Source organism: Paraburkholderia sp. GAS38 (assembly GCF_050434965.1).
In the GTDB taxonomy this organism is placed as follows: Bacteria; Pseudomonadota; Gammaproteobacteria; order Burkholderiales; family Burkholderiaceae; genus Paraburkholderia; species Paraburkholderia phenazinium_A.
The window spans coordinates 69,384-94,539 of the sequence record NZ_JBNDJO010000009.1; the positions used below are offsets into that span (position 1 = coordinate 69,384).

Here is a 25,156-nt window from a genome sequence, read left to right on the forward strand (position 1 = left end):
AACGAACTGGTAAATGAATAAAAACAATTACCGGCTGGTATTCAGCCGGGTGAGAGAGATGCCTGTTGCTGTCGAGGAGACGGCCTCGGCGGCATGCGAAGGGCTCGGAGAGATAGCCGCTTGCGGGCACACCTACGTTGGTGTCAGTGCCTGCATCGCGCGCCTTACGCTACATCCGATTACTCGCGCCGCCCTTGTCTTACTCGGGCTGAGTCCAGTCTGGTCGAGTGCCCAGATTGTTCCTGCTGGTCCGGGTAGTCCGTCTGTCATCCAGACTCGGAATGGTCTTCCTCAAGTCAATATCAACCGGCCCTCCGGCGCTGGCGTTTCTGTGAATACGTATGGCCAGTTTGACGTGCAGAAGAACGGTGCCATTCTGAACAACTCGCCTACGATCGCGCAGACGCAGCAGGCCGGTCCGATTGAAGGCAATCCGAATTTTGGGCCGGGGCAGTCTGCGCAGATTATCGTCAACCAGGTCAACAGCGGTGCGGCGAGTCAGATCAACGGGCATCTTGAAGTAGCGGGCCAGCGCGCGGAAGTCGTGATCGCGAACGGCAGCGGGATTTCCGTGAACGGTGGCGGCTTTATCAATACGTCACGCGCGATCCTGACAACGGGCACCCCGAACTTTGCGCCAGATGGTTCGCTCTCGGGCTTTAACGTGGCGGGCGGCAACATCAGCATCCAGGGCGCGGGGCTGAATGCGGGAGATACCGATCAGGTTGACCTGCTTTCCCGCGCGGTGCGGGCGAACGCCGCAATCTATGCGAAGAACCTGAATGTCGTGACCGGTGCGAACAGCATCAGCCATGAGACGCTCAATGCCACGCCGATTGCGGGCGATGGTCCGGCACCGGGTGTCTCCATTGACGTGGGCCAGCTCGGCGGCATGTACGCGAACAGGATTGTTCTGGTCGGCACGGAGAATGGCGTTGGCGTCTCAAATAAAGGGGTTCTCGCGGCGCAGGCAGGCGACCTGGTACTGAGCACCAACGGGCTGCTGACGCTTGCCGGACGGACCAATGCGAGCGGCAACATGGCGCTCTCTGCAGCAGGCGGCATCGACAATGGCGGGACAACCTACGCGCTGCAGAGCGTGACGGCGAACACGTCTGGCGCGCTTGCCAACAGTGGCATGCTGATCGCGCAGCAGAACACGACCGTCAATGCGGGCAGCGTGGCATCGACGGGTACGCTAGGTGCGGGTGTGAAAGGCGACGGCAGTCTGGCGCAGGCGGGCGACCTTTCTGTGACGGCTGGCGGCACGCTTACCGCGACCGGTCGTAACGCGGCGGGCGGCAATGCGGTGCTGAATGGCTCGTCAGTCAATCTCGCCGGAAGCAGTACCTCGGCCAATGGTTCGCTCCAGCTTGCGGCGGGCAACGGCGACCTGAACCTGTCGGGCGCAACGACGACGGCGGGCGGCGCGCTGGACACGCGGGCCTCGGGGACGCTCACGAATGATGGCGGTGTACTGTCCTCAGGAGGTGCGCAGACCGTCACGGCGGGCGCTCTGTCCAACCGTAACGGGCAGATTGTGTCGGACGGTACGCTCAACGTCGCAGCAACAAGTGACTTGCAGGACCAAAGCGGCACGCCGCAGTCCTCAGGCGCGCTCTCCGTCAATGCAGGTTCGTTCGACAACACGGGAGGTCATGTTGCAGCGCTGGGCGCGGACGCGCTGACGCTGGCGATGGGTGGCCTGCTGAACAACGGCGCAGGTGGCGCTATTGGTGGTAATGGCAATGTGACCGTGCAGGCCGGACAGATCGTGAACGCGGGTTCGATCACGGCGGTGCAGTCGCTGATCGCCAGCGCCGTGCAGACGCTGTTCAACAGCGGCACCTTTGCTGCGAACCGCAATGTCACGCTGTCCGCAGGTTCGACGCTGACGAATGCGAACACTATCGCGGCGGGTCATCTTGTGACACTGACGGCGGCAACCCTCGACAACAGCCACGGCAACCTCAGTGCAGACCAGCTCGCGCTGCATGCGACGAACCTCGTCAACCACGGCGGCGGCATCACGCAGACGGGCACCGGCGCGACGACCGTTGATGTAACCGGCACGCTCGACAATTCGGGCGGCACGCTCCAGACCAACAGCGACGGCCTTGCACTCGGCCCCGCTGCGCTGGTCAATGACGATGGCGCGATTGCCAGTTCCGGCACCGGCACGCTGTCGGTCAATACCGGTACGCTTTCGAACAGTGGCGGCACGATTGCGACAAATGGTGCACTCGATGTCCATTCGGGTGCCATATCGAACCGTGGCGGCACGCTGGCCGCACAGACTGGTGCGACACTCCACGCTGCCTCATTGGACAACAGCGCGGGCGGCTATGTTGGCGCACGGAGCGTTTCGGTAACGGACACGGGCGCGCTGAACAACGCGGGCGGAAGGATCCAGGCGGACGACACGCTGTCCGTCTCCGCGCAGTCGGTTGCCAATGATGGCGGCTCCATCGCCAACGGTGGCACCGGTGCGACGACCGTTGCCGCCAGCGGCGAGGTCGCAAACACGGCCAACGGCCTGATTGTCGGCAACGGAAATGTGTCGGTATCGGGTGGCAGCATCGGTAATGCGGGCGGTTCGATCCACGGGAACGGTGCGATTGCGCTGAACGCGGCTTCGCTCGATAACACGTCGGGCCGTATCGGCAACGACACGGGCAGCGGCGGCTCGGTATCCGTCAATGCGGGCACGCTGGCGAACCAGAATGGCGCGATTGGCAGCGACCGGAACCTGAGCGTCACGACCAGCCAGCTCACGGGCGATGGCAGGATCATCGCCGGGAATGACGGTGCGGTCACGGTCAACGGCGACTACACGCTCACCGGCAGCAATCAGATTCAGGCTAACCACGACCTGACGTTCACGATTGCGGGCAGCTTCACGAACCAGGGCACGCTCGGTGCGGTGAATGCGCTGACGGTGAACGCAGCGAACGTGGACAACCAGACCGGCGCGGACCTGAACTCGTCAGACACCACGGTCAATGCGGCGAACGCCATCACCAACGCGGGCCGCATCGAAGGCGATTCGGTGACGACACACAGCGCGTCCCTGACCAACACCGCAACGATTGTCGGCAACACCGTCACGCTGAATGCCGGTTCCATTGCCAACACGGGCGCGGCCGCTGCGATTGCGGCGGCGTCGGTCGTGAACCTGTACTCGCCTGGCGATATCTCCAACACGGGCGGCGCGAACATTTTCAGCCTCGGTGACATCAACATCGCTGCGGACGCCACCCGCGATGCGAACGGCCTGCTCGCGAACCGCAGCAACTCCGTTACCAACGACCAGTCCACTATCGAGGCACAGGCCAACATCGAGGTCGCCGCGCAGACGCTGACCAACACGCGCCCCGCGCCCACCGTCGAGACGGTGACAACCGGTGTCGATACGGTCCACCAGACCAAGCGCTCGAAGTACATGGCCTGTACAACGACGAATGCCGACAAGGGTTACTGTACGCAGGCCATGTGGGACAACGGCTATCTTGCGCCGCTCGACACGACCTTCTCCAGCGCAGATGTTGTGTCGCAGACGTCCGGTCCGAATGCGACCGACAAGGTGCTGGTTGTGAACATTAACGGCCAGCCGCAGACGATCTACTACAACACGCTGACGGCTAACACTGACGGCACGATCACCGTCAGCTACTGGGACGGCTACGATCCGAACGTCAATTACGATACTGGCACCGAATACGCATCGCGCAACGACGCGCATAAGGGTTACCAGCGCGTCGAGATCGCCCGCGACACGACGACCACCACGCAGCAGGACCAGGTAACGGGGCCGCAGGCGCAGCAGGCGCAGATCATGGCGGGCGGCAACATGGTGCTCGCGAACGTCGGCACGCTGAACAATGAGTACAGCGCCATTGGCGCAGGCGGATCGATCCAGATTGGCAGCGCCGACGCGACCGGCGATGTGGCGAGCGGCAACTATGGCGGCACACTCGTCAACAACATCGGCCAGACGCTCTATCAGTACCAGAGGCAGGACATCGTTTCGACCTACGCATGGAACGAGAACATTTCGCGCGATGTCAGCACCGTGGTTGAGCCGTCGATTGTCCTCTCCCCGTTTGCAATCGGCGGCACGGGCGGCACTATCATCGCGAACAACTCGGTGCAGATCAGCGCGACCGACATTAACAACACGAACGTAGCGGCGGCAACCTCCGCGACCGGTGCGACGGGCGGCACGCTTGGTGCGAACGGCACCGTGGATGGCATCACGGGCAGCGGCGCGCAGATGGTCAACCTTGCAACCGGCCAGACGCAGACCATCAACGCGCCGCAGTCCATCGCAGGACCGGGCGGCGCGCTCAGTATCACGCTGCCGTCGAGTGGACTGTACACGTTCAACACGGCCCCAGGCGCGTCATATCTCGTCGTTACCGATCCGCGATTGACGAGTTACACGAGTTTCATATCGAGCGACTACATGCTGGGGGCGCTCGGCCTCGACCCGTCGAAGACCATCAAGAGGCTGGGCGACGGCGTGTACGAAGAACAGATGGTGTGCAACCAGATCACGCGACTCACGGGGCGCGTCTATCTGCAGGGCTACACCAGCAACGAGGACGAATATCGCGCGCTGATGAACAACGGTGTGAACGTCGCGAAGGAATTCAATCTTGAACCGGGACTGGCGCTGACTGCTGCACAGATGGACGCGCTTACGAGCGATATCGTTTGGCTGGTCAGCCAGAGCGTCACGTTGCCGGACGGCAGCACGCAGCAGGTGCTGGCCCCGGTTGTCTATCTGGCTCAGACCCACACGAACGACCTGCAGCCGACCGGTGCGCTGATTGCTGCCGATGATGTGGAGATTCACGCTACGGGCAGCGCGACGAACTCAGGTGTCATCAAGGGTGGTACACAAACCGTTGTCGCTGCGACCAACATCGTGAACCGGGGCGGCTCGATCAGCAGCGCAGACACCGGCACGACCGTGGTTTCCGCGACGAATGACGTGGTGAACGCTTCGGGACGCATCACCGGCAACCGGGTTGCCGTGCTAGCCGGTCATGACATCGCGAACACGACGCTGGTGGATGCCGTGGATGTCAGTTCGGCGGTCGGCAACAGCAAGGTCAGCCAGAGCCTGCTCGGTGCACAGGGCATGATTGCATCGACGGGCGATCTGCTTGTCGTGGCGGGCAATGACCTCGTGGTTCACGGTGCGAGCATCGCTGTGGGTGGTAATGCTCAGATCGCGGCAGGGTACGACATCACGGTGGATACCGTGCAGTCGGACACATCGCAGTCGGTGACGAAGAATGCGGACCATCATTGGGAAGCCAGCCGCACGCTCAATCAGACCAGCGGCATCAGCGCTGGCGGCAGTCTTGCGATGCAGAGCGGCAACGATACGACGCTCAAGGGGGCGACGGTCAGCGCGGGTGGTGACATAGCCGTGGTCGCGGGCGGTAACCTGACGGCAACGACCGTCACGAACACTGCAACCTACAACAATGTCGCAACGGACGATAAAACCCGCAGGCAGGCTGACAGCGGCTACGACGAGCAGGCAGTCGGAACCAACATCAGCGCAGGCGGCAATGCGACGCTCGCAGCCCTGAGCGCCGATCCCGGCAGGGGTAACGTCACGCTCACGGGTTCGTCGCTGGCGACGGGCAACGGTGCAGCAACCATTGCGGCCACGGGTGACGTGAACATTAGCGAAGGCCGCGAGGAGCACGATTCGTACTCGGCCACCGAATCGAAGCGTGGCAGCTTTGTGCATGGCTCGACCACCGACACGATGCAGAACACGCAGGCGAACATCGGCGTGGGAAGCACCGTGTCCGGAGATACGGTCACGGTCAGCGCGGGCCGCGACCTGAGCGTGAAAGGTTCGACCATCGCAGGCACGAACGACGTGAGTCTGGCGGCAGCGGGCAACGTGAATATCACGACCTCGCAGGACACGCAGACCACATCAAGCTACTACCAGAAGCATGAGTCCGGCCTTGCCACGGGCGGCGGGATCGGTATTTCGGTGGGCAGCACGACTCAGACTGACACTGCCAATGACGCACACGTAACGAACACGGGCAGCACGGTCGGGTCGCTGAACGGCAGTCTGAACATCACCGCAGGCAACGAACTGCATGTAACGGGTAGTGATCTGGTTGCCACGCAGAATGTCACCGGCACCGGCGCGAACGTCACGATTGACTCTGCCGTCGATGCGATGCACCACGACGAGACGCACGAGGTCAAACAGAGCGGCTTTACGCTCGTGATCAAGGCTCCGGTGATTGACGCGGTGTCCAACACGATTGACCAGGCACATGCGGCGAGCCACAGTCAGGATGACCGTGCTGCGGCGTTGCACGGCATGGCGACGGCAGGTAGCGCGGTGGATGCAATCAGCGCAGGCGGGGCCGCAGCGGGCGCGCTTGCCGGCGGCGAGAAGCCGGAAGCAAAGATCGAACTCAGTTACGGCAGCAGCCACAGCAAGAACACCAACACGGAAGACAGCACGACCCATCGCGGCTCAAGCGTCACGGCGGGCGGCACGGCAGCGTTCGTCGCGACCGGCGGGGGTGACAACGCGGGCACACCGGGAAGCGGCAACCTGACAGTTGCAGGTTCGAATGTGAACGCGAACGACGTGATCCTGGCGGCAAAGAATCAGGTCAATCTCGTGAACACGACCGATACCGACTCGACGCGCAGCAGCAACGAGTTCAGCAGCGCGAGCGTGGGTATCTCCTATGGCACGCAGGGCTGGGGCGTGGACGCGTCGATGTCGAAGGCATATGGCAGTGACAACCGCGATGCCGCCATGCAGAACAACACGCATGTGACGGCGGCCAACACCGCGATGATCATTTCGGGTGGTGACACCAACATAATCGGATCGAACATCAACGGTCGCCAGGTGAACGCCGATGTCGGCGGCAACCTGAACATCGTGAGCGTGCAGGACATGATGTCGAGCACCGCGCGTCAGGAAGGCACGGGTGGCGGATTTGCGATCAGCCAGGGCGGCGGCAGCGCGAGTTTCAGCCATACCAACGCGAACGCCAACGGCAGCTACGCGGGCGTGAACGAACAGGCTGGCATCCAGGCGGGTGACGGCGGGTTCAACATCAGTGTCAAGGGCGACACCGACCTGACTGGGGCAACGATTGCAAGCACAGCGACGCGAGATAAAAACAATCTGACAACGGGCACGCTGACCTTCAGCGATATCGAGAACAACTCTAGCTACCACGCGAAAAGCGGCGGGATCTCGGCCGGCGCTTCAATGGGCTTGCCGGACAAGGTGGTTGGACCGGCCTCGGTGCCGAACTCGGGCGGTATCACGCCTGCCCTTAGCCAGCACGACAGTGGCAGTGACAGCGCGACGACACGCAGCGGCGTGAGCGCCGGCGCGATCAATATCACTGACACTGACCATCAGACGCAGGACGTGGCGAGCCTGAACCGCGACACGTCGGACACGAATGCGATGGTTACGAAAACGCCGGACCTGAACAACCTGATGGAGCGGCAGGCCGACATGATGAATGCGGCGAGCGCGGCCGGTCAGGCAGTGGCGACGCAGATCGGCACCTATGCGAACCGGCGTCTGCAGGAGGCTCGGGATGCGGGCGATCAGGCGGGCATTGCGGTGTGGGATGAGGGTGGTAAGTACCGGATTGGGATGCACATAGCCGGAGGCGCACTCGTCGCCGGTCTGGGTGGCGGCAGCATCGGAAGCGCGGCACAAGGTGCGGCGGGTGCGGGTATCGCGGCGTCGGCGGCAGGGGATCTGAACCCGCTGGCCAACGGCACGCGTGACGCGCTGGGTGGTGGCGATGCGGCGCAGATGACGGGTAATGTGCTGTCCAACGTTGTGGCGGGTACGGGCGGGTTCCTGATTGGCAGGACCACGGGCGCATTCACGGCGAGCAATGCGGATCTCTACAATCGAAGCACGGGCAACGGCGACGGCCAGGGCAGCACGGCGAATTCGGCGCTTGGCTGGATTGGCGATCAGTTCGCGAGCGCGGGACGTGGCGCGGAGAACCTGGCGAACCAGTTCGCGGCGTTGGTGAACGCGAATGGTCCGCAAGGGCCGTATGTTGATCCAAGCGATCTGAATGGGCCGGGTGGCAACTCGAAGTCGCCGGCGGCCGGTGGTTCGGCAGCGCTGGTTCCGGTATGTGCCGTTCCGCCGTTGTGTGCTGCCGTGTCGGTTGTAACGCCGGGAACGCCGGGGTACGTGCCGGGTAATGCTATCTTCAATAGCGGGGATAGCGACGGGGGGGATGCTCGTCAGGCTAATCCGTCAAAAGCTGACAGTCCCGTTTGGCAAGGTCTTGACAGTGCTGGGAACGGTGTAAAGACAGACGGAAAGCTGCTTTATGAATGGGACTACACGCATAACGACATTGAGGTTTACAACAAACGTGGTGTGCATTTGGGTTCAATGGATCCAGTGTCGGGTGATATGTACAAAGATGCCGTTCCTGGTCGAAAACTGAATAACCGTTAAAGCCATGGAAAAACACAATGTATTGCAAGACCTTATTGAAGGTCAGATCACAGATGAGCAGGCCGAAGACATTCTCAATGAGATCCTGACAGATATGAGCCGGAATGTTCCTGTGCATGAGGCTTTAGGTATGTCTCGACAAGAGTGGACTGCATATGCACATGGTGTTGAGTTCCAGGAAATCGCAAATTGGCGTGCTCATGGATGGCCGAATCAGTGCTTCGTCTGCGGACAGCCGATTGTTGTGAATGACTTCGGTTGGTTAGCACGCAAGCATGAAGGCCGAATGCAACTGAAGCACGTTGTTTGCCCTAAAGCGGGCTAATTCACCACAACGCATACTGCTGAAACAGCAGACCCGGCTACGGCCGGGTTTGCTGTTTGTGGCGTGTTTCAATCCGGCGTGATGACGAGCCTACCGTGCTGAACCTCGATCCGCACGCGCTGGCCGGGTGGGAACGGGACATGCTGGAGCGGCTGGTGAAGACAGAAGACGATCGCGTGCTTGCAGGGATTGAACTCGACACGCCGGAGTGGGACGCGTACTTCGGCACGTAGACCGGCGTGCGCGTGACGGTCGGGTAACGGTCAGGCAATGATGGGCGTTACGCGGTAACGTCCATCGACACGAACGCGGCCGGGTTGTGCTGGCAGGAAGTGAAGAACGTAAAAGGCAAGCGCGGCCTTGCGGCCGGAAACCTGGAGGGCCGGGGGTAAATGGGCCTGCGGCCCATTTACCATAACTGCTTGGAAATTAGCACCGTTTGGCGGGCCCTCATCGCGCCATGCGTTGCATTCTGCCGGCCCGCCAAACGGTGCTAATTTGCGTTATGTCTGGCGCCCCCGGCCCGCCGGGTGAGCGTTGCGCACACAAGTCAGTCAGGGCCATAAACCGGCCGGAATCCTGGCGTACAAACGAAGCCAGGCATGGCGCTACGAGCAAGAAAAAGTCAGGGGCCGCGCCGCGGCCAGTCATGGTGTGAACCCCGCCCACCCGGCTATCTGCTCCGCTCGGGCTGCGGCCGCGGTGCGGCCTTTGCTCCGTGCTCGCAGCCTGCCTCCCCGTCCGCCCCCAGGGGGCTCCCCAAATGTGCCGTTACTGCGTAACGGAAAACAACCTCGACCAAAAGCGCGGCTTTGCATGCGGCGCAAGCCGCCATGTCGTCTTGCACCGCATGTCCGAGCGTGTCAAACCGGTGGCCGTCAAGGCCAAACCCTACGGGCGCTGCGCGGCCTTGCCGGGGTTAGCGCCTCAAAAACATCCGCGAAATACGGTAGCGGCATCCGCGATATCCGGTAAGCCAAATGCGCGGCGTTGCTACTCGGGTCCCACAGGCGAACGCAGCAAGATCGACGAAGTTGGACGACGTTACGCTACTGCATTGAGTTGAGCATGAGGCTCTGGCATTGGAAAACATCCGCGAAATACGGTGCCTCGCGTTCAGCGTGGACGCAACACGACGGCCCAGTTCCGCCGGGTTTGCCGTCGCACTGCGTGCGCCGTCAAACCTGGCGGGATGAAGTTGGTTCGTGATGCGATGTAATTGAGATGGGAGGAATGTGTCCTCTGGCAGACTCGAGTCTTTAGACCAAAACCCGCGTCGGGGCAAAAAATTGCAGGCTCAGATCCGTGTCAGGCGAAATCCGTTTGCAAGTGGTTATTGCGTCGGGGCAAAGCCGTTCTCGACAACGGAGTTCGTGTCGGGAGTTGGCAACTGGGATGAGGGTGGCAGCGCGCGCGTGGCGATGCACACGGCAGGCGGTGCACTGGTGGCCGCACTCGGCGGCGGCAATGCGTTGGGTGGCGCCGCGGGTGCGGCGACGTCGGCGGTACTGGCGGGGAACCTAAACGATATCAGTAACGCGGTGACCAGGGCGAATCCTACCGGTGACGACGATGCGAACCGAACGCTGGGCAACATCCTGGCCAATGCCTTGGCCGGAAGTGCGGGCGGACTCGTGGGTGGGAATTCGGGTTCGTTCAGTGGTGCGAATGTCGATCTGTATAACGCGCGTGCACACTGCGACAATGGCAGTTGCGAGGGTGGCACGGGTTCAGTGCTCTCCGGCATCGGGAGCTGGCTTGCTGACCAGTTTGCGAGCGCGGGGCGCGGTGCGGTGGTGACGCCGCCGGTGGTTGCATGTGGTCCGGCCGGTTGTGTTGTGTCGCCACCGGTTGCGGTGCCTGGACCGGCGGGGTATGTGCCCGATACGGCAACGTTGGCAAACGACGGGCAATCGCCTAACGCCAATGAAGGCAACAATACAATGCTTGGTGCGGACGGCGCACAGTTCGCCAGCAAAACTATTTGGAAGGGGGATGGCAAAGAGCGAATCGATGTGGAAAATCCGAATCCGGGCCAACGCCCCGGGCAGATTCACTATCAGGACAGTCTAGGGAACAAGTATCTATATGATCCTAGTACAAACTCGTTTCCAGACGCACCGAACTCTGTCAACAAGCTCCTGAACGATCCAGGTTTCAATGCTGAAATCCAGAAAGGCCTTAACAAGTACTTGGGAGGTACGTGATGAAAACAAATAAGACCATGAGAAATCTCTTGAGCGGTCTGCAGTTGGATCGTTCGCTTGACCCTTCCCTAATGGCTATTGCAGACAATGGCTTTGTTACTCATGACGGTTGTCATGTGCTTCGAAGCCTTTCAGCGAGAACCAATGCTACAAGGTCGGCCTTGGGGGATTGCACGGGTTACGAATGCTTCGTGAATTCATTGCATATTGAAGACTACGAAGCGGAACAGCCGCTTGCGCAAGCCGTTCTCTTTGCAATACAGGTCTTTCGTGTTTGGAATCTGTCGGGGCCGACCACATGCCTAACTGCCATCGTAAGCGCAGATGAATTTAGTGTCGTTGCGAAGTTCCATGTCAAACGACCAGGAGAACGCTGGTTGAGTGACAACATAGAAGGTTATGAGGATCCCGTCCTGTCCGTTGACTCAGACGAGGACATCACTTCGTTGTTGGCCAAACCACACTGAGAAAGTCACATCGGGATATGTACCCAGCACGGCTACAATTTCTAGTGGGGGCAGTGACGACTCTCAAGGTGCAAGTGGAAACACTACCTCGAACGGTAAAGCGCGTGCGGCGACAGGTCCCAAACTTGCCGACGAAGCGAGCGCAAACCTGACCTCCGAGACCGTTAGTGCTGGTGTCGGAAACATTCCCCCGTACCTACCGAAGAAAAAATGAGCCCTCGATTCGAGAGAGACGTGAAAGCGCTTTTGAGTTATCTACTGACCTATTTAGTTGGCCTCGCTCCTTTGTGCCGTCATAGCTTGGGTTTTTGAACGCAAACGTATCGGCTGGTAGTCAGCACTAGATTCAATCAATTATGAAAATTCGAAAGAGGCTGGCGGCGCTGCCGCTCACAGCCCTGGTATCGCTCGCGTCGAACGCGCAGCACGCGCCGACGCCAGCCGAGGAAACCGCCGCCGCACGGGCCAATGCCGAGCAGAACCAGCAGATCCAGCAGCAGCGCGACGCACAGAAGCGTGACGCAGCCGTGCAGGCTCCCGCCGTGCGTTCGACGCTGCCAGAGATCGAGGGCTATCCGCTGCTGCAGGTCGAGACACCATGCTTCCGTATCGGCAAATTTCTGCTCGATGTCCCCACGACGCTGCCCGATGCTGTACGCACCAAGGGAGCCTCAACCCTATCATTGGAACCGTTTGCATTCGCGCGCGAATGGCTTGACCACTACAGGGGCCAGTGCGTCGGCAAGGCCGGCATTGACACACTGACGAAGGGGTTGCAGCAGGCGATCCTGAGCCGTGGATACGTGACCACGCGTATACTCGTCCCGCAGCAGGACCTGTCCAGCGGCACGCTGACCTTTGCGCTCGTTCCTGGCGTCGTGCATCAGATCCGCTTAGCCGATCCTGCGACGCGCGGCACCCTGAAATCCGCATTCCCGGTAAGCGACGGCGACCTGCTGGACCTGCGCGACCTTGAGCAGGGACTGGAGCAGATGAAGCGTGTCGGGTCGCAGGACGTGGACATGAAGATCGAGCCGACCGACACACCAGGCGAAAGCGATGTCGTCGTGAGCGTGAAGCGCTCGAAACCGTGGAGCTTCGTCGCATCCGTCGATAACTCAGGCACGGACGCAACCGGCAAGTGGCAGGGCAACGTGAGCCTCGGCATCGACAATCCGCTCGGCCTGAACGACATATTCACAGTCGGCGCGAACCAGGATCTATCGTTCGGCAACAAATCGCTCGGCTCGCATGGGTTCAACGGCTCGTACTCAGTGCCATGGGGGTACTGGACGGCCACGCTGTCCGGCAACACGAACACGTACTACCAGAACATTGCCGGCGTGAACCAGACGTTCGTGTCCAGCGGTAATTCGCAGACAGCCGCAGTCAGGCTTGCGCGCGTATTAAGCCGCAGCCAGAGCGACGTACTCGGCGTGGAGTTCCAGCTATCGAAACGTTTCGGTGAGAGCTTCATTGACGACACCGACATTCCGCAGCAGCGGCGCAATAACACGGTCATCGAAGCGGGCCTGACCGACCGGCATTACTTCGGTGCGTCCCAGTTCGACGGCACGCTTGCGTACCGTCAGGGCATCGGCGGACTTGGCGCAACCACCGATCCGTATCCGGTCGGCCCGACCTACCGCTACGAAATGGCCGTGCTGGATGCGAACCTGTCGGTGCCGTTCTCCGTCGCAAATCAGGGCGTCCGCTACGTGACGAGCGTTCACGCGCAATTCACCAACGACGCGTTGTTCTATCTGGACGACCTCACCATCGGCAGCCGCTACACCGTGCGCGGCTTCGACGGCGAAACCATGCTGGCGGCAGAGAAAGGTTTCTACTGGCGCAACGAACTGCAATGGCCCATCTGCCAGACCGGGCAGGCGCTGTATGCCGGGGTCGACTACGGGCGCGTGTTCGGACCGAACACAGCGTTTCTGGCCGGGACACAATTGGCGGGTGCAGTGATCGGCATCCGCGGTGGTTTGCCGTCCCGCTTCGTCGGTATCTCCTATGACCTGTTCGTCGGCACGCCAGTCTACAAACCCAGCGGCTTCCCGACTTCGCGTGTGACGGTTGGGGTGCAGTCTACGGCGCAGTTCTAGCGTGTCGTGGGGGAACGCGAGGGACATCGCGCAGGGGATGGTTGTCGCCAGATTAATGAGCGTTATCTGCGGATAAGCTTCGCGGCCCATGTGCTAGATGCGGCGGACAGGATGCGGAGATGCGTCTGAGGCACCGCCAACAATCCTAGTGCGATCAACCACTTGCCCGCTTTGCCCGCGAGTTATCCACATCCTTACGAACAGAATGTGTGGACAACTTGCGAATCGGCGCGCGCGGGTTTGCCACATGTCGAAGCATCGATCAAACAATATAAACCGTATATACTGTTTATATTGTTTATATTGTTTATGACATGGAGATGACAATGAGCGAACCCAGCATCAAAAAACCGACCAAGAAGGCCTTTCACTTTCCGAAGGGTGCAACGGCGACCACCGCAACGGATGACGCCCAGGCCGCCGCACCGGTCGAAGCAACCGTGAAAGCGCAGGCGGCCGCAGCACCGAAAGCGTCGCGCGGCAGCAAGGCCGCTGTGAAGGCAGAAGCTGCGCCGAAGGCGAAGGCTGTAGCGAAAGACAAGGCCGCACCGAAGGCCGAAGCCGCCACCAAGGAAAAGGCAGCCCCGAAGGCGAAAGCCGAACCGAAGCAAAAGGCCGCGCCCAAAGTCAGAACCGCAGCGAAAGAGAAAGCGGCTGAGGTTAGCGTAGTGGCGGCCGACAAGCCCCAGCGCGCGAAGAAGGACACGGCGGAGAAGGACGCTGCGAAAATGGAAACCGCGAAAAAAGCCGGCAAGAAGAAAGAAGCGGTGAAGAAAGAGGCGGTGAAGAAAGAAGCGGTGAAGCAAGAAGCGGTGAAGAAAGAAGCGGTGAAGAAGGAAACCGTAAAGAAAGAAGTCACGAAGAAAGAGAAAGTCGTCCGCGACAGCTTCACGATGCCCAAATCCGATTACGACAAAATCGCTGCCCTGAAGCAAAAATGCCTCGACGCCGGCGTGTCGGTGAAGAAGAGCGAAGTGCTGCGTGCGGGTCTGCTGCTGCTCGAAGGCGCAACGTCGAATCGTCTGCTGGCGGCGATTGCCGCGCTGGAAACCGTCAAGACCGGCCGCCCGACGCAGTCGTAACGTAGGGTCGTATCGGCTGCGCATTTCGCGTTGGCCTGGAGAGTCGCCCCCCGTCGGATTCCGCGACGGGGGTCACGCAAGTGACACTGCTTTTCACTATCGTGGACAGGCTCACTCCTATCGTGGAGCGGGCCTCGTAGCAGATACCGGAGACTTCCATGAGCGATCAACACGAAGTTCATCACCATCACCACGAAGCAGCCAAGCACCTCGATTCGGCCGCCAGGCACCATCGCGAAGCGGCGAAGCATGCCGAGTCGGGCGATCACGAGGCGGCCAGCCATCATGCGCATCTCGCGCACGGTCATGGCCTGCATGCGAGCGAGCACGCCGAGCATGCCGCCAAGAAGGCAGCGCATCTGCACAGCGGTCACTGATTAGCCGTGTGACTGTGTATGGGCCGGAAGGCGCGCCCGAACCGAGCGCACCCTCCGGACAGCACAAACCGCTTACCTGATCGACTGAATCTGCGCCTGGCTCAGTTCCCACGTATGCGGCGGCAGCGGAATGAAGTGCACCGTATCGAGGTACGCTTCATTGGTTTCTGACGGCACGATCGACCACAGCAAGAAGCGGCGCAACGCTGCAGCCGTCGCTGGATCCGCCTGCTTCGTCGACACCACCGCATACTCATAGTTGACGAGCGGGTAGGCACCCGAGGCCGGCGCATATACGAGACTGAGCCTCTCATCAGCCGGTGTGCGCGGACCCAGCGACGCGGCGCCCGCCGTGATCGTCTCCTTGGTGGGCAGCACGAATTCGCCGGCGCCGTTCTTGAGCGCGACGGTACCTAGCTGCGCGGCGGCCAGCTTGTCGGAGAAGCTGACGCCGACATAGCCGATCGAATACGGCGTCGACTGCAAGGCCTGCACCATCCCCGCGTTACCCACGGCCGTCGCGCTACCCGGCACGTTTGGCCACGCGATCGTCGTGCCGTAGCCCTTGTCGTTTTCCCAGTCCGGCGTCGCGAACGACAGGAACTGTGTGAACACGAACGTATCGCCGGAGCCTTCGGCGCGGTGGATCGGCACGATCGCATGATGCGGCAGCGCGACGCCCGGATTGAGCGCCGCGATCTGCGGCGCGTCCCAGGTGCGAATCGCGCCGTTGTAGATCCCGGCGAGCACTGGTCCATCCAGCTTGAGATGCGTTGCGTCAAGACCGGGCAGGTTGTAGTTGACGGTCTGCGCGGCAATCGCCAGCGGCACGTTGATGATCTGCGGATGTTGCCGCATCTCGGCATCGGACATATACGCATCCGACGCGCCGATCAGCACCTTGCCCGCCAGCACCTGCTGGATACCGGCCTCCGAGCCGGTTCCCGCCACGTTAATGTGGACGCCCGGATGCGACCGGGTATACGCATCCACCCAGGTCGTGAAAAGCGGGTACAGCAGGGTCGAGCCCGTTTCGGTCAGCGTGAGGTCCTGCGCATTGGCAAATGCGCCCGTCATCAGCGCAAGCGTTGCAACGCACAGCGGCGCTGCGGCCCAATGCCGCCAGCGAAGGCGCAGTACCGGATTCTTAACGTGGTGAGTCATGCCTCTCTCCGTCGCATTACTTGGGAAGCCATCTTGTGGTTGAAGCCGCCTGGACGATGCGTGGACGGGTTAGTGCCCAATCTCGTCGAGGCTCACACCATTCGTTTCGATGCGGAAGATCCACGTCACCACGGCGCCGAGAATCGACGTACCCACGAGAATGTAGAGCAGCGGGCCGGTGCCGATACCGGTCAGCAGTATGGGAAACAGGAACGCCGTCGCCACCGCGCCGATCTTGCCGACGGCGGCCGCAAAACCGGCGCCGGTGCCGCGAATCGCGGTCGGGAACACTTCGCCCGCCAGCAGATAGGTCTGCGCGTTCGGTCCCAGGTTAGTCATGAAGTTGAACAGCATGAACCCGGCGAAGATGATGACGGTCCGGGTGGAGCCTTCGAATCCATCGGAGAACGAAGCAAGCAGCAGGCCGGCCGCGCAACCGATGAAGCCGACCACCTGCAGCCAGATGCGTCCCACCTTGTCCGCGAGGATGACCGCGAAGATGATCCCTACAATCAGCAGCATCGTGATCAGCGCAGCGCCCTTGGCGGCGAGGATGTCGTTGAGGATCAGGTCGGTGATGCTGCGCACGTGGTCCTGCTTGGCGCCAAATGCGGCGCCGAGGATGGTCGGCGTGAAGATGCCGATCCCGTAAGTACCCAGATCCTGCAGGAACCACGGCACCGAGGCGAGGATCGTGGCGCGCAGGTTGCGCCTGGCGAACAGCGCGAAAAAGCTGCCCTGGCCGCCGTGGCCGGTGGCGGCGTTGTCGATCTCGCGCGACAGCGCGATGCTGGTCGGATACTGCGGCGTGCGCACCAGCAGGCGTGTCGCTGCCGCCTCGGCACGATCCACCGCGCCGCGGATATGCAGCCAGCTCGGGCTTTCGGTGATGAAGAAACGGCCAACGGTCACCGCCAGCGCCGGGATGATCGCTGTGCTGTACATCCAGCGCCATGCATCGAGGTTCGGGATCGTCGAGAGCACGAGAAAGCCCACGGCGGTACCGCCCAGGGCGCCGAGCGCCTGGAAGCCGAACGCGGCGAGCACCAGCTTGCCGCGGCTTGTACTGGGGATGCTTTCGGAGATGATCATGTGCGCGGTCGGATAGTCGCAACCGAGCGCGACACCGAGACCGAACAGGCAGATCACGAGCGAAACGAAGTTGGTGCACATCACCAGCAGCACCAGGAACGCGCAGAAGATGACCATCTCGACAATGAACATCCGCTTGCGTCCGAAGTAATCGGACATGCCGCCCAGACCCACGGCGCCGACCAGAATCCCCATCAGGCTGGCCGCGCTGATCAGACCGTTTTGCGCCGCGCCGATGCCGAATTCGCGCGAGATCAGCGGCAGCGCCACACCGGTCATGAAGACGACGAAGCCTTCGAAGAATTTGCCGGCGGCCGCCAGCGCCCAGATGCGCCATTGCATGCCGGTCATCGGCACGGAAGGCAGATGCGTGCCGTCGGGCCACATCGGCCGCTCGTCGATGTACTGCTGGACGGATTTCACACTGGCGCGTTGCAACCGGTCGGGATCTGCCACGTCTTGCATACCAATCTCCTGGTGGTGTGTTGCTATTGCGCTTGCGATGGGATGGGGAAGGCGTGTCGCATGCATCCGCTTCGACGGGCGGCGCGGCACCCTCGCGCGGAATGGCGATGTCTGCGGCCATGTTGCCGCGCGTGGGTGTCGTTCGGATGACAGGCGCGACCAGCGGGCCGCTCGCCAGGGAAAACCCCGCTCTCTGCGGGAGTGCTAACGGATCGGATCAGCCGCGGCTGCCGCGCGAGATTTCCTCGCCCGCGCGATGCGGCAGGCGCAGCGTCACGGGGATGGACGCGAACGAGCACAGCCCCACGACGAGGAAGGCCGGCCAGAAGTCGGTCCAGGCCACATGCGTATGGTGATGCAGCAGTTGCGAAATTTGCAGAACAATGCCGCCGACCGTTACGCCAAGGCCAAGCGACATCTGCTGTACGACGCTGCCGAGGCTCGTTGCCCGGCCGACATCGCGGCTTGCGATCTCCGCATAGGTCAGCGAGTTCAGACTGGTGAACTGCAGCGCCGGAAAGAACCCGCCGAGCAGCACGACGAACCAGATGAGCCAGGTGGGCGTGCCCGGAAAGAACGCACCGCAGATCGCAATGGCGATGCCGGACAGCGCGGCATTGACGACCAGCACGTCGCGAAAACCGTAGCGCCGCAACACCGACGACGCGATGGTCCGCATGAACATGCCGCCGAAGGCGGAGGCACAGGTAATCAGCCCGGACTCGAACGCGCTTTTGCCGAGCCCTTCCTGCAACAGCAGCGGCAACAGGAACGGCAAGGCTCCGAGGCCGATCCGGAACAGCGACCCGCCGGCCACGCTGGCCTGGAAGGTGGGAATGCGCAGGAAGCGCAGATCGAGCAGCGGCAGTTTGATGCGCAGCGCGTACGGTACGTAGCAGGCAAGCAGGAACGCGCCGCACAGGCACATGCCAACCGCATTGCTGTTCGACATCATCTCCCCGCCGATCAGCGACAGCCCCAGCAGAAACAGCGAGGCGCCGCCGGCGGAGAGAAAGAAGCCGATCCAGTCGAGCGGCCCGGGATGCGGTTCACGGGTGTTGACGATATGGCGATTGGTCAGATAAATGCCGAGCACGCCGACCGGCACGTTGATGAAGAAAATCAGCCGCCAATGCAGATACGTGGTGATGAAGCCGCCCAGCAGCGGACCGGCGGCAGGCCCGAGCATGGCGGGCACGCTCAGGTAGTTCATCGCGCGAATGAACTCGGACTTGGGTACCACGCGGAAGATGATGATGCGCCCGACCGGCACCATCATCGCGCCGCCCACGCCCTGGATGAAGCGGGCCACGGTGAAGGTGGCGAGCGAGCTGGATGCCGCGCACAGCAGCGAACCGGCCACGAAAATGCCGATGGCGGTGCGAAACACGGTGCGGGCGCCGAAGCGGTCGGCGAGCCAGCCGCACACGGGGATGAAGACGCCGAGGCCCAGCACATAGCTGGTGACGGCGATCTTGAGGGTGACCGGATCGCGGCCGAAGTCCCGTGCCATCGAGGGCAGGGCGGTCACGATCACATTCGCATCGACACTTTCCATGAACATCGCGCACGCGACGATGAGCGGGGCAAGAAGCGCTTTCTGGACAAGTGTCATGGGTGAAACGGTCAGCGGAGGGCCTGCGAAGTGCCGATTATGGCATCGGAACGCGTGGAATTGCGCTGAAGTGTTCCCTACATGAACCGGAAGCGCGTTTTGCGAACGCTCGGACGGATCTTGACCTTCGAGGCACCCTGCGGCGTGAGACGGCCGCCGGATGCCGCACAGCGCATCAAGCCCGCAGGGGCGGAATGCTCGATTGTTTGAGGAACTGAGGTTCTTCGCGCCACTGGGTGGCCTGCTCGAACGCATAGCCGAGCGCCAGCAGCCGCGCTTCGCTCCATGCCGGACCGACGAACGACAAGCCGATCGGCAGGCCGCGCACGAGGCCCGCCGGGACCGTCAGATGCGGATAGCCGGCCACTGCAGCCGGCGTGGAGAAGCCGTCGCCGCCGCTGTCGCCGTTGATGAAATCGGTGAGCCATGCGGTGCCGCCGGTCGGCGCGACGATCGCATCCAGCTTGTGCTCGCGAATCGCGCGGTCGATGCCTTCCTCGCGCGAACCCTTGCGGCAGGCGGCCAGCGCCTGGACATAGACCGCGCTGTCGAGGTCGCCCAGGGCCTGCGCCTGGATCAGCAGTTCCTGGCCGAAGTACGGCATCTCGCGTTCGCGGTGCGTGTCGTTGAACGCAATCACATCGGCGAGCGTGCGAATCGGCGCGTGTGGGGCAAACGTCGCGAGCCAGAGCGGCAGGTCGTGCTTGAATTCGTGCAGCAGTACCGCCTGTTCCTCGGTCTCGTAGCCGACCTTCGGCAGATCGATTGGATCGACCAGTACGGCACCCTGCAGGACCAGTCGAGCCAGCGCGTATTCGATGCGCTCGTCGATTTCATCGTGGCCGGTGAAGAACTCGCGCGCCACGCCGATGCGGGCGCCGCGCAGCGCATTCGGATTCAGCGCCGCGAGATAGTCGTCGGGTGCGGGCGCGCCGAGGGTCGCCGGATCTTGCGGGTCCGGGCCGGCCAGCGCGGCCAGCAGCAGGGCGGCGTCGCCGACGGTGCGGGCGATCGGCCCGGGCGTGTCCTGAGTATGCGAGATCGGGATGATGCCGTCGCGGCTGATGCGCCCGACCGTCGGCTTCAGCCCGACGACGCCCATGATCGATGACGGCGAGACGATCGAGCCGTCGGTCTCGGTGCCGATCGCGAGGCGCGTGAGGTTCGCCGCGACAGCCGCCGCCGATCCCGAACTGGAGCCGCTGGTGGAGCGGTCCAGCGCATACGGATTGCGCGACAGGCCGCCGCGTCCGCTCCAGCCGCTCGTCGAGCGCGAGGAGCGGATGTTGGCCCACTCGCTCAGATTGGTCTTGCCGAGGATCACGCCGCCCGCCGCACGCAGGCGTGCGACCAGGTGCGCGTCGCGCGTGGCACGCACGCCGTCGAGCGCCAGCGAGCCGGCCGTCGTCGCCATCCGGTCGCCGGTGGCGATGTTGTCCTTGACCACAATCGGCAGGCCATGCAGCGGACCGCGCACGGTCCCGGCCGCGCGCTCGGCGTCGAGCGTCGCAGCAATCTGCAACGCATCCGGATTGAGTTCGATGAGGCTGCGCAACTGCGGACCTTGCCGGTCGAGCGCGGCGATCCGTTCCAGGTAGTGACGGCTGGTTCGCACGGCGCCGGTTGGGTCGGGGGTGGCCGCGGCGCTTGCCGGCTTGGTGGGCAGGGCGGAGGCGTGCTTCGTGGAGAGGGCGGAGGCCAGCAGGCCGAGTGAAGCGAAAAAACTGCGTCGTCTCATAGTGAGTTTTCTTGTTGAAATGGATACGCGGGGTCGCTACGCGGTGCGCGTCCGGGCTGTGGCCTTTGCCTTTGCCCAGGCACGCCGGAGGCGAGTCGCAATCGCGCGAGATTACCTTAACAAAATTAGATGGTGGCGGGGAAGGTGGGCACGGGGGTTAGCAGGGGATGGCGCTGAGCCAAAAATCCCCGGCGTTATGATGACGCCAATCGAACCTCATGCACGGTCACCATGCGTATCGCCCCGCTCCCACCGCTCCAATGCCTGATCGCGTTCGAATCGGCCATGCGTCATGCCAGTTTCACCAAGGCCGCCGCCGAACTGCATCTCACGCAAAGCGCAATCAGCCGCCAGATCGCCCAGCTCGAAGATTTTTTGGGCCGCTCGCTGTTCGTGCGCGAGCATCGCTCGCTGCGGCTCACCATCGCCGGCGAACGCTACGCGAAGCACGTGCAGTGGCTGCTCGCCAACTGCTCCGAGGCGACGCTCGACGTGATGAAGCGTTACGGCGACCAGGAGTTGACGATCGCCTGCTCGTCCGGCGTCGCCGTGCTATGGCTCACGCCGCGCCTCGGCGCCTTCCGCGCGGCGTACCCCAACATCCATCTGCGCATGATCGTGCGCGACGGGCTCGCCTCGCTCTCGCCGGCGGAATTCGACGTCGGCCTGTACTACATCAGACAGCGCGCCGAACCGCATTTCACGGCACGCCGGATCTTCGACGAGGAGGTCTATCCGGTCTGCTCGCCGGGCTACCTTGACGGCCGCAAGCTCGAACCCGCCGACCTCGCTCAGGAGACCTTGCTAATGCAGGAGGACGGCCAGCGGCAATGGATGTCGTGGCCGGAATGGTTCCGGCTGAACGACGTGCAGATGCCAGGCTCGCCGAAGTCGGTGGTGGTGAATCACTATCCGCAACTGGTGCAGATGGCGATTCTCGGCCAGGGTGTGGTGCTCGGCTGGCGCCACATGATCGATGCGTGCCTCGCCGAAGGTTTGCTGGTGCGGGCCACACGCGCTTCGGCCAGTCACGGCGGCGGCTACTACGTGGTGTCGCCGAACGACCGCTCGCAGAACCAGGCGGGGCGGCTGTTTACAAACTGGTTGTTCGAGCAGGCAGAGCGGCAGACGATGCAGCACACGCCGCAACAGACGGCGCGGCCGGCGGCATAAGAAAGCATAGAAAGCCCGGAACGCCCGTTCGCATGCGCTACGCGCATGCATGCATGCGATTCTTTCGTTTCAGAAAAAAACCACAACGCTCCTAGGATCGGTCTTGTGCATGCGGGGGTGCCGCTCAATCCTGAACCGGCGCGCTGCTGACAGCTCATTCAGATGAGGAAAGAGACCATGCAAGGAACGCTTTCACCCCACGTGGCGCTACCGCTCGACTCGCTCACGCGGCAGCGGCGCCGCGCGATTCTCGCGACCGTGCTCGGCAACGGCCTCGAATGGTTCGACTTCACCGTGTATAGCTTCTTTGCGGTCATCATCGCCAAGCTGTTCTTTCCGACCGGCAATGAACTGACTTCGCTGCTGCTGACGGTGGCGACCTTCGGCGTCGGCTTTTTCATGCGTCCGGTGGGCGGCATCGTGCTGGGCATCTACGCCGACAAGGTGGGCCGCAAGGCGGCCTTGTCGCTGACCATCCTGTTGATGGCGGCCGGCACCGCGCTGATCGGCCTCGCGCCCACCTATAGCCAGATCGGCGTGTGGGCGCCGCTCCTGATCGTGGCGGCGCGCCTGCTGCAAGGCTTTTCCGCCGGCGGCGAAATGGGCAGCGCCACCGCGTTTCTGACCGAGTACGCCCCGCCGGACAAGCGCGCGTATTACTCGAGCTGGATCCAGTCGAGCATCGGCTTCGCGGTGCTGCTCGGCGCGGCCGTCGGCACCTTCGTGACGGCGCGGCTAAGCGCCGATGCGCTGCATTCGTGGGGCTGGAGAATGCCGTTCCTGATCGGCATCCTGATCGGACCGGTGGGCTACTTCATTCGCAGCCGCATGGAAGAGACGCCGGCCTTTATCGCGGTCGCGGAAGAAGCGAAAAGCGACTCGCCGCTCGCCGAAGTGCTGCAACGCTTCCCGCGCGAAACCTTCGCGAGTTTTTCGATGGTGATCCTCTGGACCGCGTGCACCTACGTGCTGCTGTTCTACATGCCGACCTACTCGGTGCGCACGCTGCATCTGCCTGCGTCGCAGGGCTTTCTGGCGGGGATGCTGGGCGGTCTGATGATCATGTGTTTCTCGCCGGTGGTGGGCAAGCTGGCCGATCTGTATGGCCGCCGGCGCTTCCTGTCCGGCGCCGCCGCCGCGATCCTGCTGCTCGCCTGGCCGATGTTCGTGTACATCAACCGGGCGCCGGGTCTGGCCTCGCTGCTCGTGTTTCAAGGCATCTTCGGACTGCTGATCGCCGCCTATACCGGCCCGATTCTCGCCGCGTTTGCCGAACTGTTCCCGACCAAAGTGCTGTCGACGGGTCTCTCGGTCGCCTACAACTTTGCCGTGACGATCTTCGGCGGCTTCGCGCCGTTCTTCATCACGTGGCTGATCGCCTCCACCGGCAGCAACATGGCGCCGGCCATCTACGTGATGATCGCCGCGGCCATCAGTCTCATCGGAACCTTCTACGTACGCGCCCCGCGCCGCCTGCGCGGGTAACGCCGGTTCTTTCTTCCAGGAAGCTATTCATGACCATCACGGTAATCAGCGGCGGCAACGTACTGGACCTGTCGCAGGGTACGTTGCTCGAACATCATCATGTTGTGATCGAAGACGGTCACATTGTCGAAGTCACCGACCGGCCGGTGGATCTGCCGGGCGCACGTGTGGTCGACGCGCGCGGCAAGACGGTGATGCCGGGCCTGATCGACTGTCACGTGCATGTGCTCGCGTCGAGCGCTAACCTCGGCACGAACGCGACCCAACCCAACATCCTCGCGGCGATTCGCGCGCTGCCGATTCTCTCGGCGATGCTCGGCCGCGGCTTCACGAGCGTGCGCGATGCGGGCGGCGCCGATTGGGGGCTGACCCAGGCGCTCGCAACCGGCCTGATTCCGGGGCCGCGCATTTTCCCATCCGGCAAGGCGTTGTCGCAGACCGGCGGGCATGGCGATTTCCGCCCGCGTGGCGACATGCTCGAACCGTGTTCGTGCTGCTTTCGCGCCGGGGCGATTGCGCGGGTGGTCGACGGCGTCGATGCCGTGCGACTCGCCGTGCGCGAAGAAATCCAGAAGGGCGCGACGCAGATCAAGATCATGGCGTCGGGCGGCGTCGCCTCGCCGACCGACCCGATCGGCAACACCCAGTATTCCGAAGACGAGATCCGCGCAATCGTCGCCGAGGCGCATGCGGCCAACACATACGTGATGGCGCATGCGTACACCGGCCGCGCGATCGCGCGTGCCGTGCGCTGCGGCGTGCGCACGATCGAGCACGGCAATCTCGTGGATGAAGCGGCGGCGCGCCTGATGCACGAGCATGGCGCCTTCGTCGTGCCGACGCTGGTGACCTACGACGCACTTGCGAAGCACGGAGCCGAGTACGGCCTGCCGGCCGATTCGATCGCCAAGGTCGAGACGGTGCGGCAAGCCGGCCGCGACTCGCTGCAGATCTATGCGCGCGCCGGCGTGCCGATGGGTTTCGGCTCCGACCTGCTCGGCGAGATGCATACGTTCCAGAGCGACGAACTGCGGATTCGCGCCGAGGTGCTGGGCAATCTGGAGACGCTGCGTTCGGCCACGACGATTGCGGCGCAGATCGTCGATCGGCCAGGCAAGCTCGGTGTTGTCGCTGCCGGTGCGATTGCGGATGTGCTGGTGGTGGACGGCGACCCGCTGCGCGATATCGGCGTGTTGACCGGGCAGGGCGAGCGCATCGAGTACGTGTTCCAGCGCGGCGAAGTGGTGAGTCAGCGGGGAAGGGTGGCGTCGAGGTAAGGGGTGGGCTGCGCCGGCAGGTTGCGGCCGCTGCTACGGTGATGGGTGGCCGCCCCAGTCCCG

At 62.7% G+C, this 25,156-nt stretch carries 15 protein-coding genes; 11 read left to right on the plus strand and 4 right to left on the minus strand.

Features of this window, described 5'->3' with window-relative positions:
* Positions 1 to 13: 13 nt before the first annotated feature.
* The 8 genes from P3T42_RS21320 (at position 14) to P3T42_RS21355 (ending at position 15,084) form a co-directional block, all read left to right on the plus strand.
* Positions 14 to 8,515 carry a hemagglutinin repeat-containing protein gene (locus tag P3T42_RS21320; protein WP_429307162.1) on the plus strand — a complete coding sequence of 2,834 codons (8,502 nt, stop codon included), beginning with the start codon at positions 14 to 16 and terminating at the stop codon, positions 8,513 to 8,515.
* Positions 8,516 to 8,519: 4 nt separating this feature from the next.
* Positions 8,520 to 8,840 (plus strand): hypothetical protein, encoded by a 321-nt coding sequence (locus tag P3T42_RS21325; protein ID WP_201107746.1) that lies wholly within the window; start codon positions 8,520 to 8,522, stop codon positions 8,838 to 8,840.
* A 95-nt stretch (positions 8,841 to 8,935) separates the two neighbouring features.
* The gene (locus tag P3T42_RS21330) at positions 8,936 to 9,073 is read left to right on the plus strand and encodes a hypothetical protein (RefSeq protein ID WP_429307163.1); all 138 of its coding nucleotides are present in this window, start codon (positions 8,936 to 8,938) and stop codon (positions 9,071 to 9,073) included.
* Positions 9,074 to 10,075: 1,002 nt separating this feature from the next.
* On the plus strand, positions 10,076 to 11,047 hold the full coding sequence (locus P3T42_RS21335) for a hypothetical protein (RefSeq protein ID WP_429307164.1): 972 nt from the start codon (positions 10,076 to 10,078) through the stop codon (positions 11,045 to 11,047).
* Positions 11,047 to 11,514: a hypothetical protein gene (locus tag P3T42_RS21340; RefSeq protein WP_429307165.1), complete on the plus strand. Its 468-nt coding sequence runs from the start codon at positions 11,047 to 11,049 to the stop codon at positions 11,512 to 11,514. The genes P3T42_RS21335 and P3T42_RS21340 overlap by 1 nt, the downstream gene beginning before the upstream one ends.
* Positions 11,515 to 11,870: 356 nt before the next feature.
* On the plus strand, positions 11,871 to 13,625 hold the full coding sequence (locus P3T42_RS21345; protein ID WP_429307166.1) for a ShlB/FhaC/HecB family hemolysin secretion/activation protein: 1,755 nt from the start codon (positions 11,871 to 11,873) through the stop codon (positions 13,623 to 13,625).
* A 326-nt stretch (positions 13,626 to 13,951) separates the two neighbouring features.
* Positions 13,952 to 14,707 carry a hypothetical protein gene (locus P3T42_RS21350; protein WP_429307167.1) on the plus strand — a complete coding sequence of 252 codons (756 nt, stop codon included), beginning with the start codon at positions 13,952 to 13,954 and terminating at the stop codon, positions 14,705 to 14,707.
* Between the two features lie 158 nt (positions 14,708 to 14,865).
* On the plus strand, positions 14,866 to 15,084 hold the full coding sequence (locus tag P3T42_RS21355) for a hypothetical protein (RefSeq protein ID WP_074297731.1): 219 nt from the start codon (positions 14,866 to 14,868) through the stop codon (positions 15,082 to 15,084).
* A gap of 72 nt (positions 15,085 to 15,156) precedes the next feature.
* On the opposite strand, the gene pstS is transcribed toward P3T42_RS21355, so the two are convergent.
* The 4 genes from pstS to P3T42_RS21375 all read right to left on the minus strand — a co-directional run bounded on the left by pstS (position 15,157) and on the right by P3T42_RS21375 (position 21,158).
* A complete protein-coding gene (gene pstS / locus P3T42_RS21360) occupies positions 15,157 to 16,248 on the minus strand; it encodes a phosphate ABC transporter substrate-binding protein PstS (RefSeq protein WP_429307168.1) in 1,092 nt (363 codons plus the stop codon).
* Between the two features lie 69 nt (positions 16,249 to 16,317).
* On the minus strand, positions 16,318 to 17,805 hold the full coding sequence (locus tag P3T42_RS21365) for an MFS transporter (RefSeq protein ID WP_429307169.1): 1,488 nt from the start codon (positions 17,803 to 17,805) through the stop codon (positions 16,318 to 16,320).
* 217 nt (positions 17,806 to 18,022) lie between these two features.
* Entirely contained in the window at positions 18,023 to 19,420 is a 1,398-nt protein-coding gene (locus P3T42_RS21370; RefSeq protein ID WP_074297735.1) for an MFS transporter, read from the minus strand.
* A gap of 175 nt (positions 19,421 to 19,595) precedes the next feature.
* Positions 19,596 to 21,158, minus strand: coding sequence for an amidase (locus P3T42_RS21375; protein ID WP_429307170.1), 1,563 nt, complete (start codon positions 21,156 to 21,158; stop codon positions 19,596 to 19,598).
* 231 nt (positions 21,159 to 21,389) lie between these two features.
* Between P3T42_RS21375 and P3T42_RS21380 the strand changes: the two genes are divergently transcribed.
* The 3 genes from P3T42_RS21380 (at position 21,390) to P3T42_RS21390 (ending at position 25,093) form a co-directional block, all read left to right on the plus strand.
* Positions 21,390 to 22,331 (plus strand): LysR substrate-binding domain-containing protein, encoded by a 942-nt coding sequence (locus P3T42_RS21380; protein ID WP_429307171.1) that lies wholly within the window; start codon positions 21,390 to 21,392, stop codon positions 22,329 to 22,331.
* A 177-nt stretch (positions 22,332 to 22,508) separates the two neighbouring features.
* Positions 22,509 to 23,816, plus strand: coding sequence for an MFS transporter (locus P3T42_RS21385; RefSeq protein ID WP_429307172.1), 1,308 nt, complete (start codon positions 22,509 to 22,511; stop codon positions 23,814 to 23,816).
* A gap of 29 nt (positions 23,817 to 23,845) precedes the next feature.
* Entirely contained in the window at positions 23,846 to 25,093 is a 1,248-nt protein-coding gene (locus P3T42_RS21390) for an amidohydrolase family protein (protein WP_429307173.1), read from the plus strand.
* The last annotated feature ends 63 nt before the right edge of the window (positions 25,094 to 25,156 follow it).

Coding starts and splice junctions, on each gene's coding strand:
- P3T42_RS21320 (WP_429307162.1), top strand. CDS start 14: ATGAATAAAAACAATTACCGGCTGGTATTCAGCCGGGTGAGAGAGATG.
- P3T42_RS21325 (WP_201107746.1), top strand. CDS start 8,520: ATGGAAAAACACAATGTATTGCAAGACCTTATTGAAGGTCAGATCACA.
- P3T42_RS21340 (WP_429307165.1), top strand. CDS start 11,047: ATGAAAACAAATAAGACCATGAGAAATCTCTTGAGCGGTCTGCAGTTG.
- P3T42_RS21345 (WP_429307166.1), top strand. CDS start 11,871: ATGAAAATTCGAAAGAGGCTGGCGGCGCTGCCGCTCACAGCCCTGGTA.
- P3T42_RS21350 (WP_429307167.1), top strand. CDS start 13,952: ATGAGCGAACCCAGCATCAAAAAACCGACCAAGAAGGCCTTTCACTTT.
- P3T42_RS21355 (WP_074297731.1), top strand. CDS start 14,866: ATGAGCGATCAACACGAAGTTCATCACCATCACCACGAAGCAGCCAAG.
- pstS (WP_429307168.1), bottom strand. CDS start 16,248: ATGACTCACCACGTTAAGAATCCGGTACTGCGCCTTCGCTGGCGGCAT.
- P3T42_RS21365 (WP_429307169.1), bottom strand. CDS start 17,805: ATGCAAGACGTGGCAGATCCCGACCGGTTGCAACGCGCCAGTGTGAAA.
- P3T42_RS21370 (WP_074297735.1), bottom strand. CDS start 19,420: ATGACACTTGTCCAGAAAGCGCTTCTTGCCCCGCTCATCGTCGCGTGC.
- P3T42_RS21375 (WP_429307170.1), bottom strand. CDS start 21,158: ATGAGACGACGCAGTTTTTTCGCTTCACTCGGCCTGCTGGCCTCCGCC.
- P3T42_RS21380 (WP_429307171.1), top strand. CDS start 21,390: ATGCGTATCGCCCCGCTCCCACCGCTCCAATGCCTGATCGCGTTCGAA.
- P3T42_RS21385 (WP_429307172.1), top strand. CDS start 22,509: ATGCAAGGAACGCTTTCACCCCACGTGGCGCTACCGCTCGACTCGCTC.
- P3T42_RS21390 (WP_429307173.1), top strand. CDS start 23,846: ATGACCATCACGGTAATCAGCGGCGGCAACGTACTGGACCTGTCGCAG.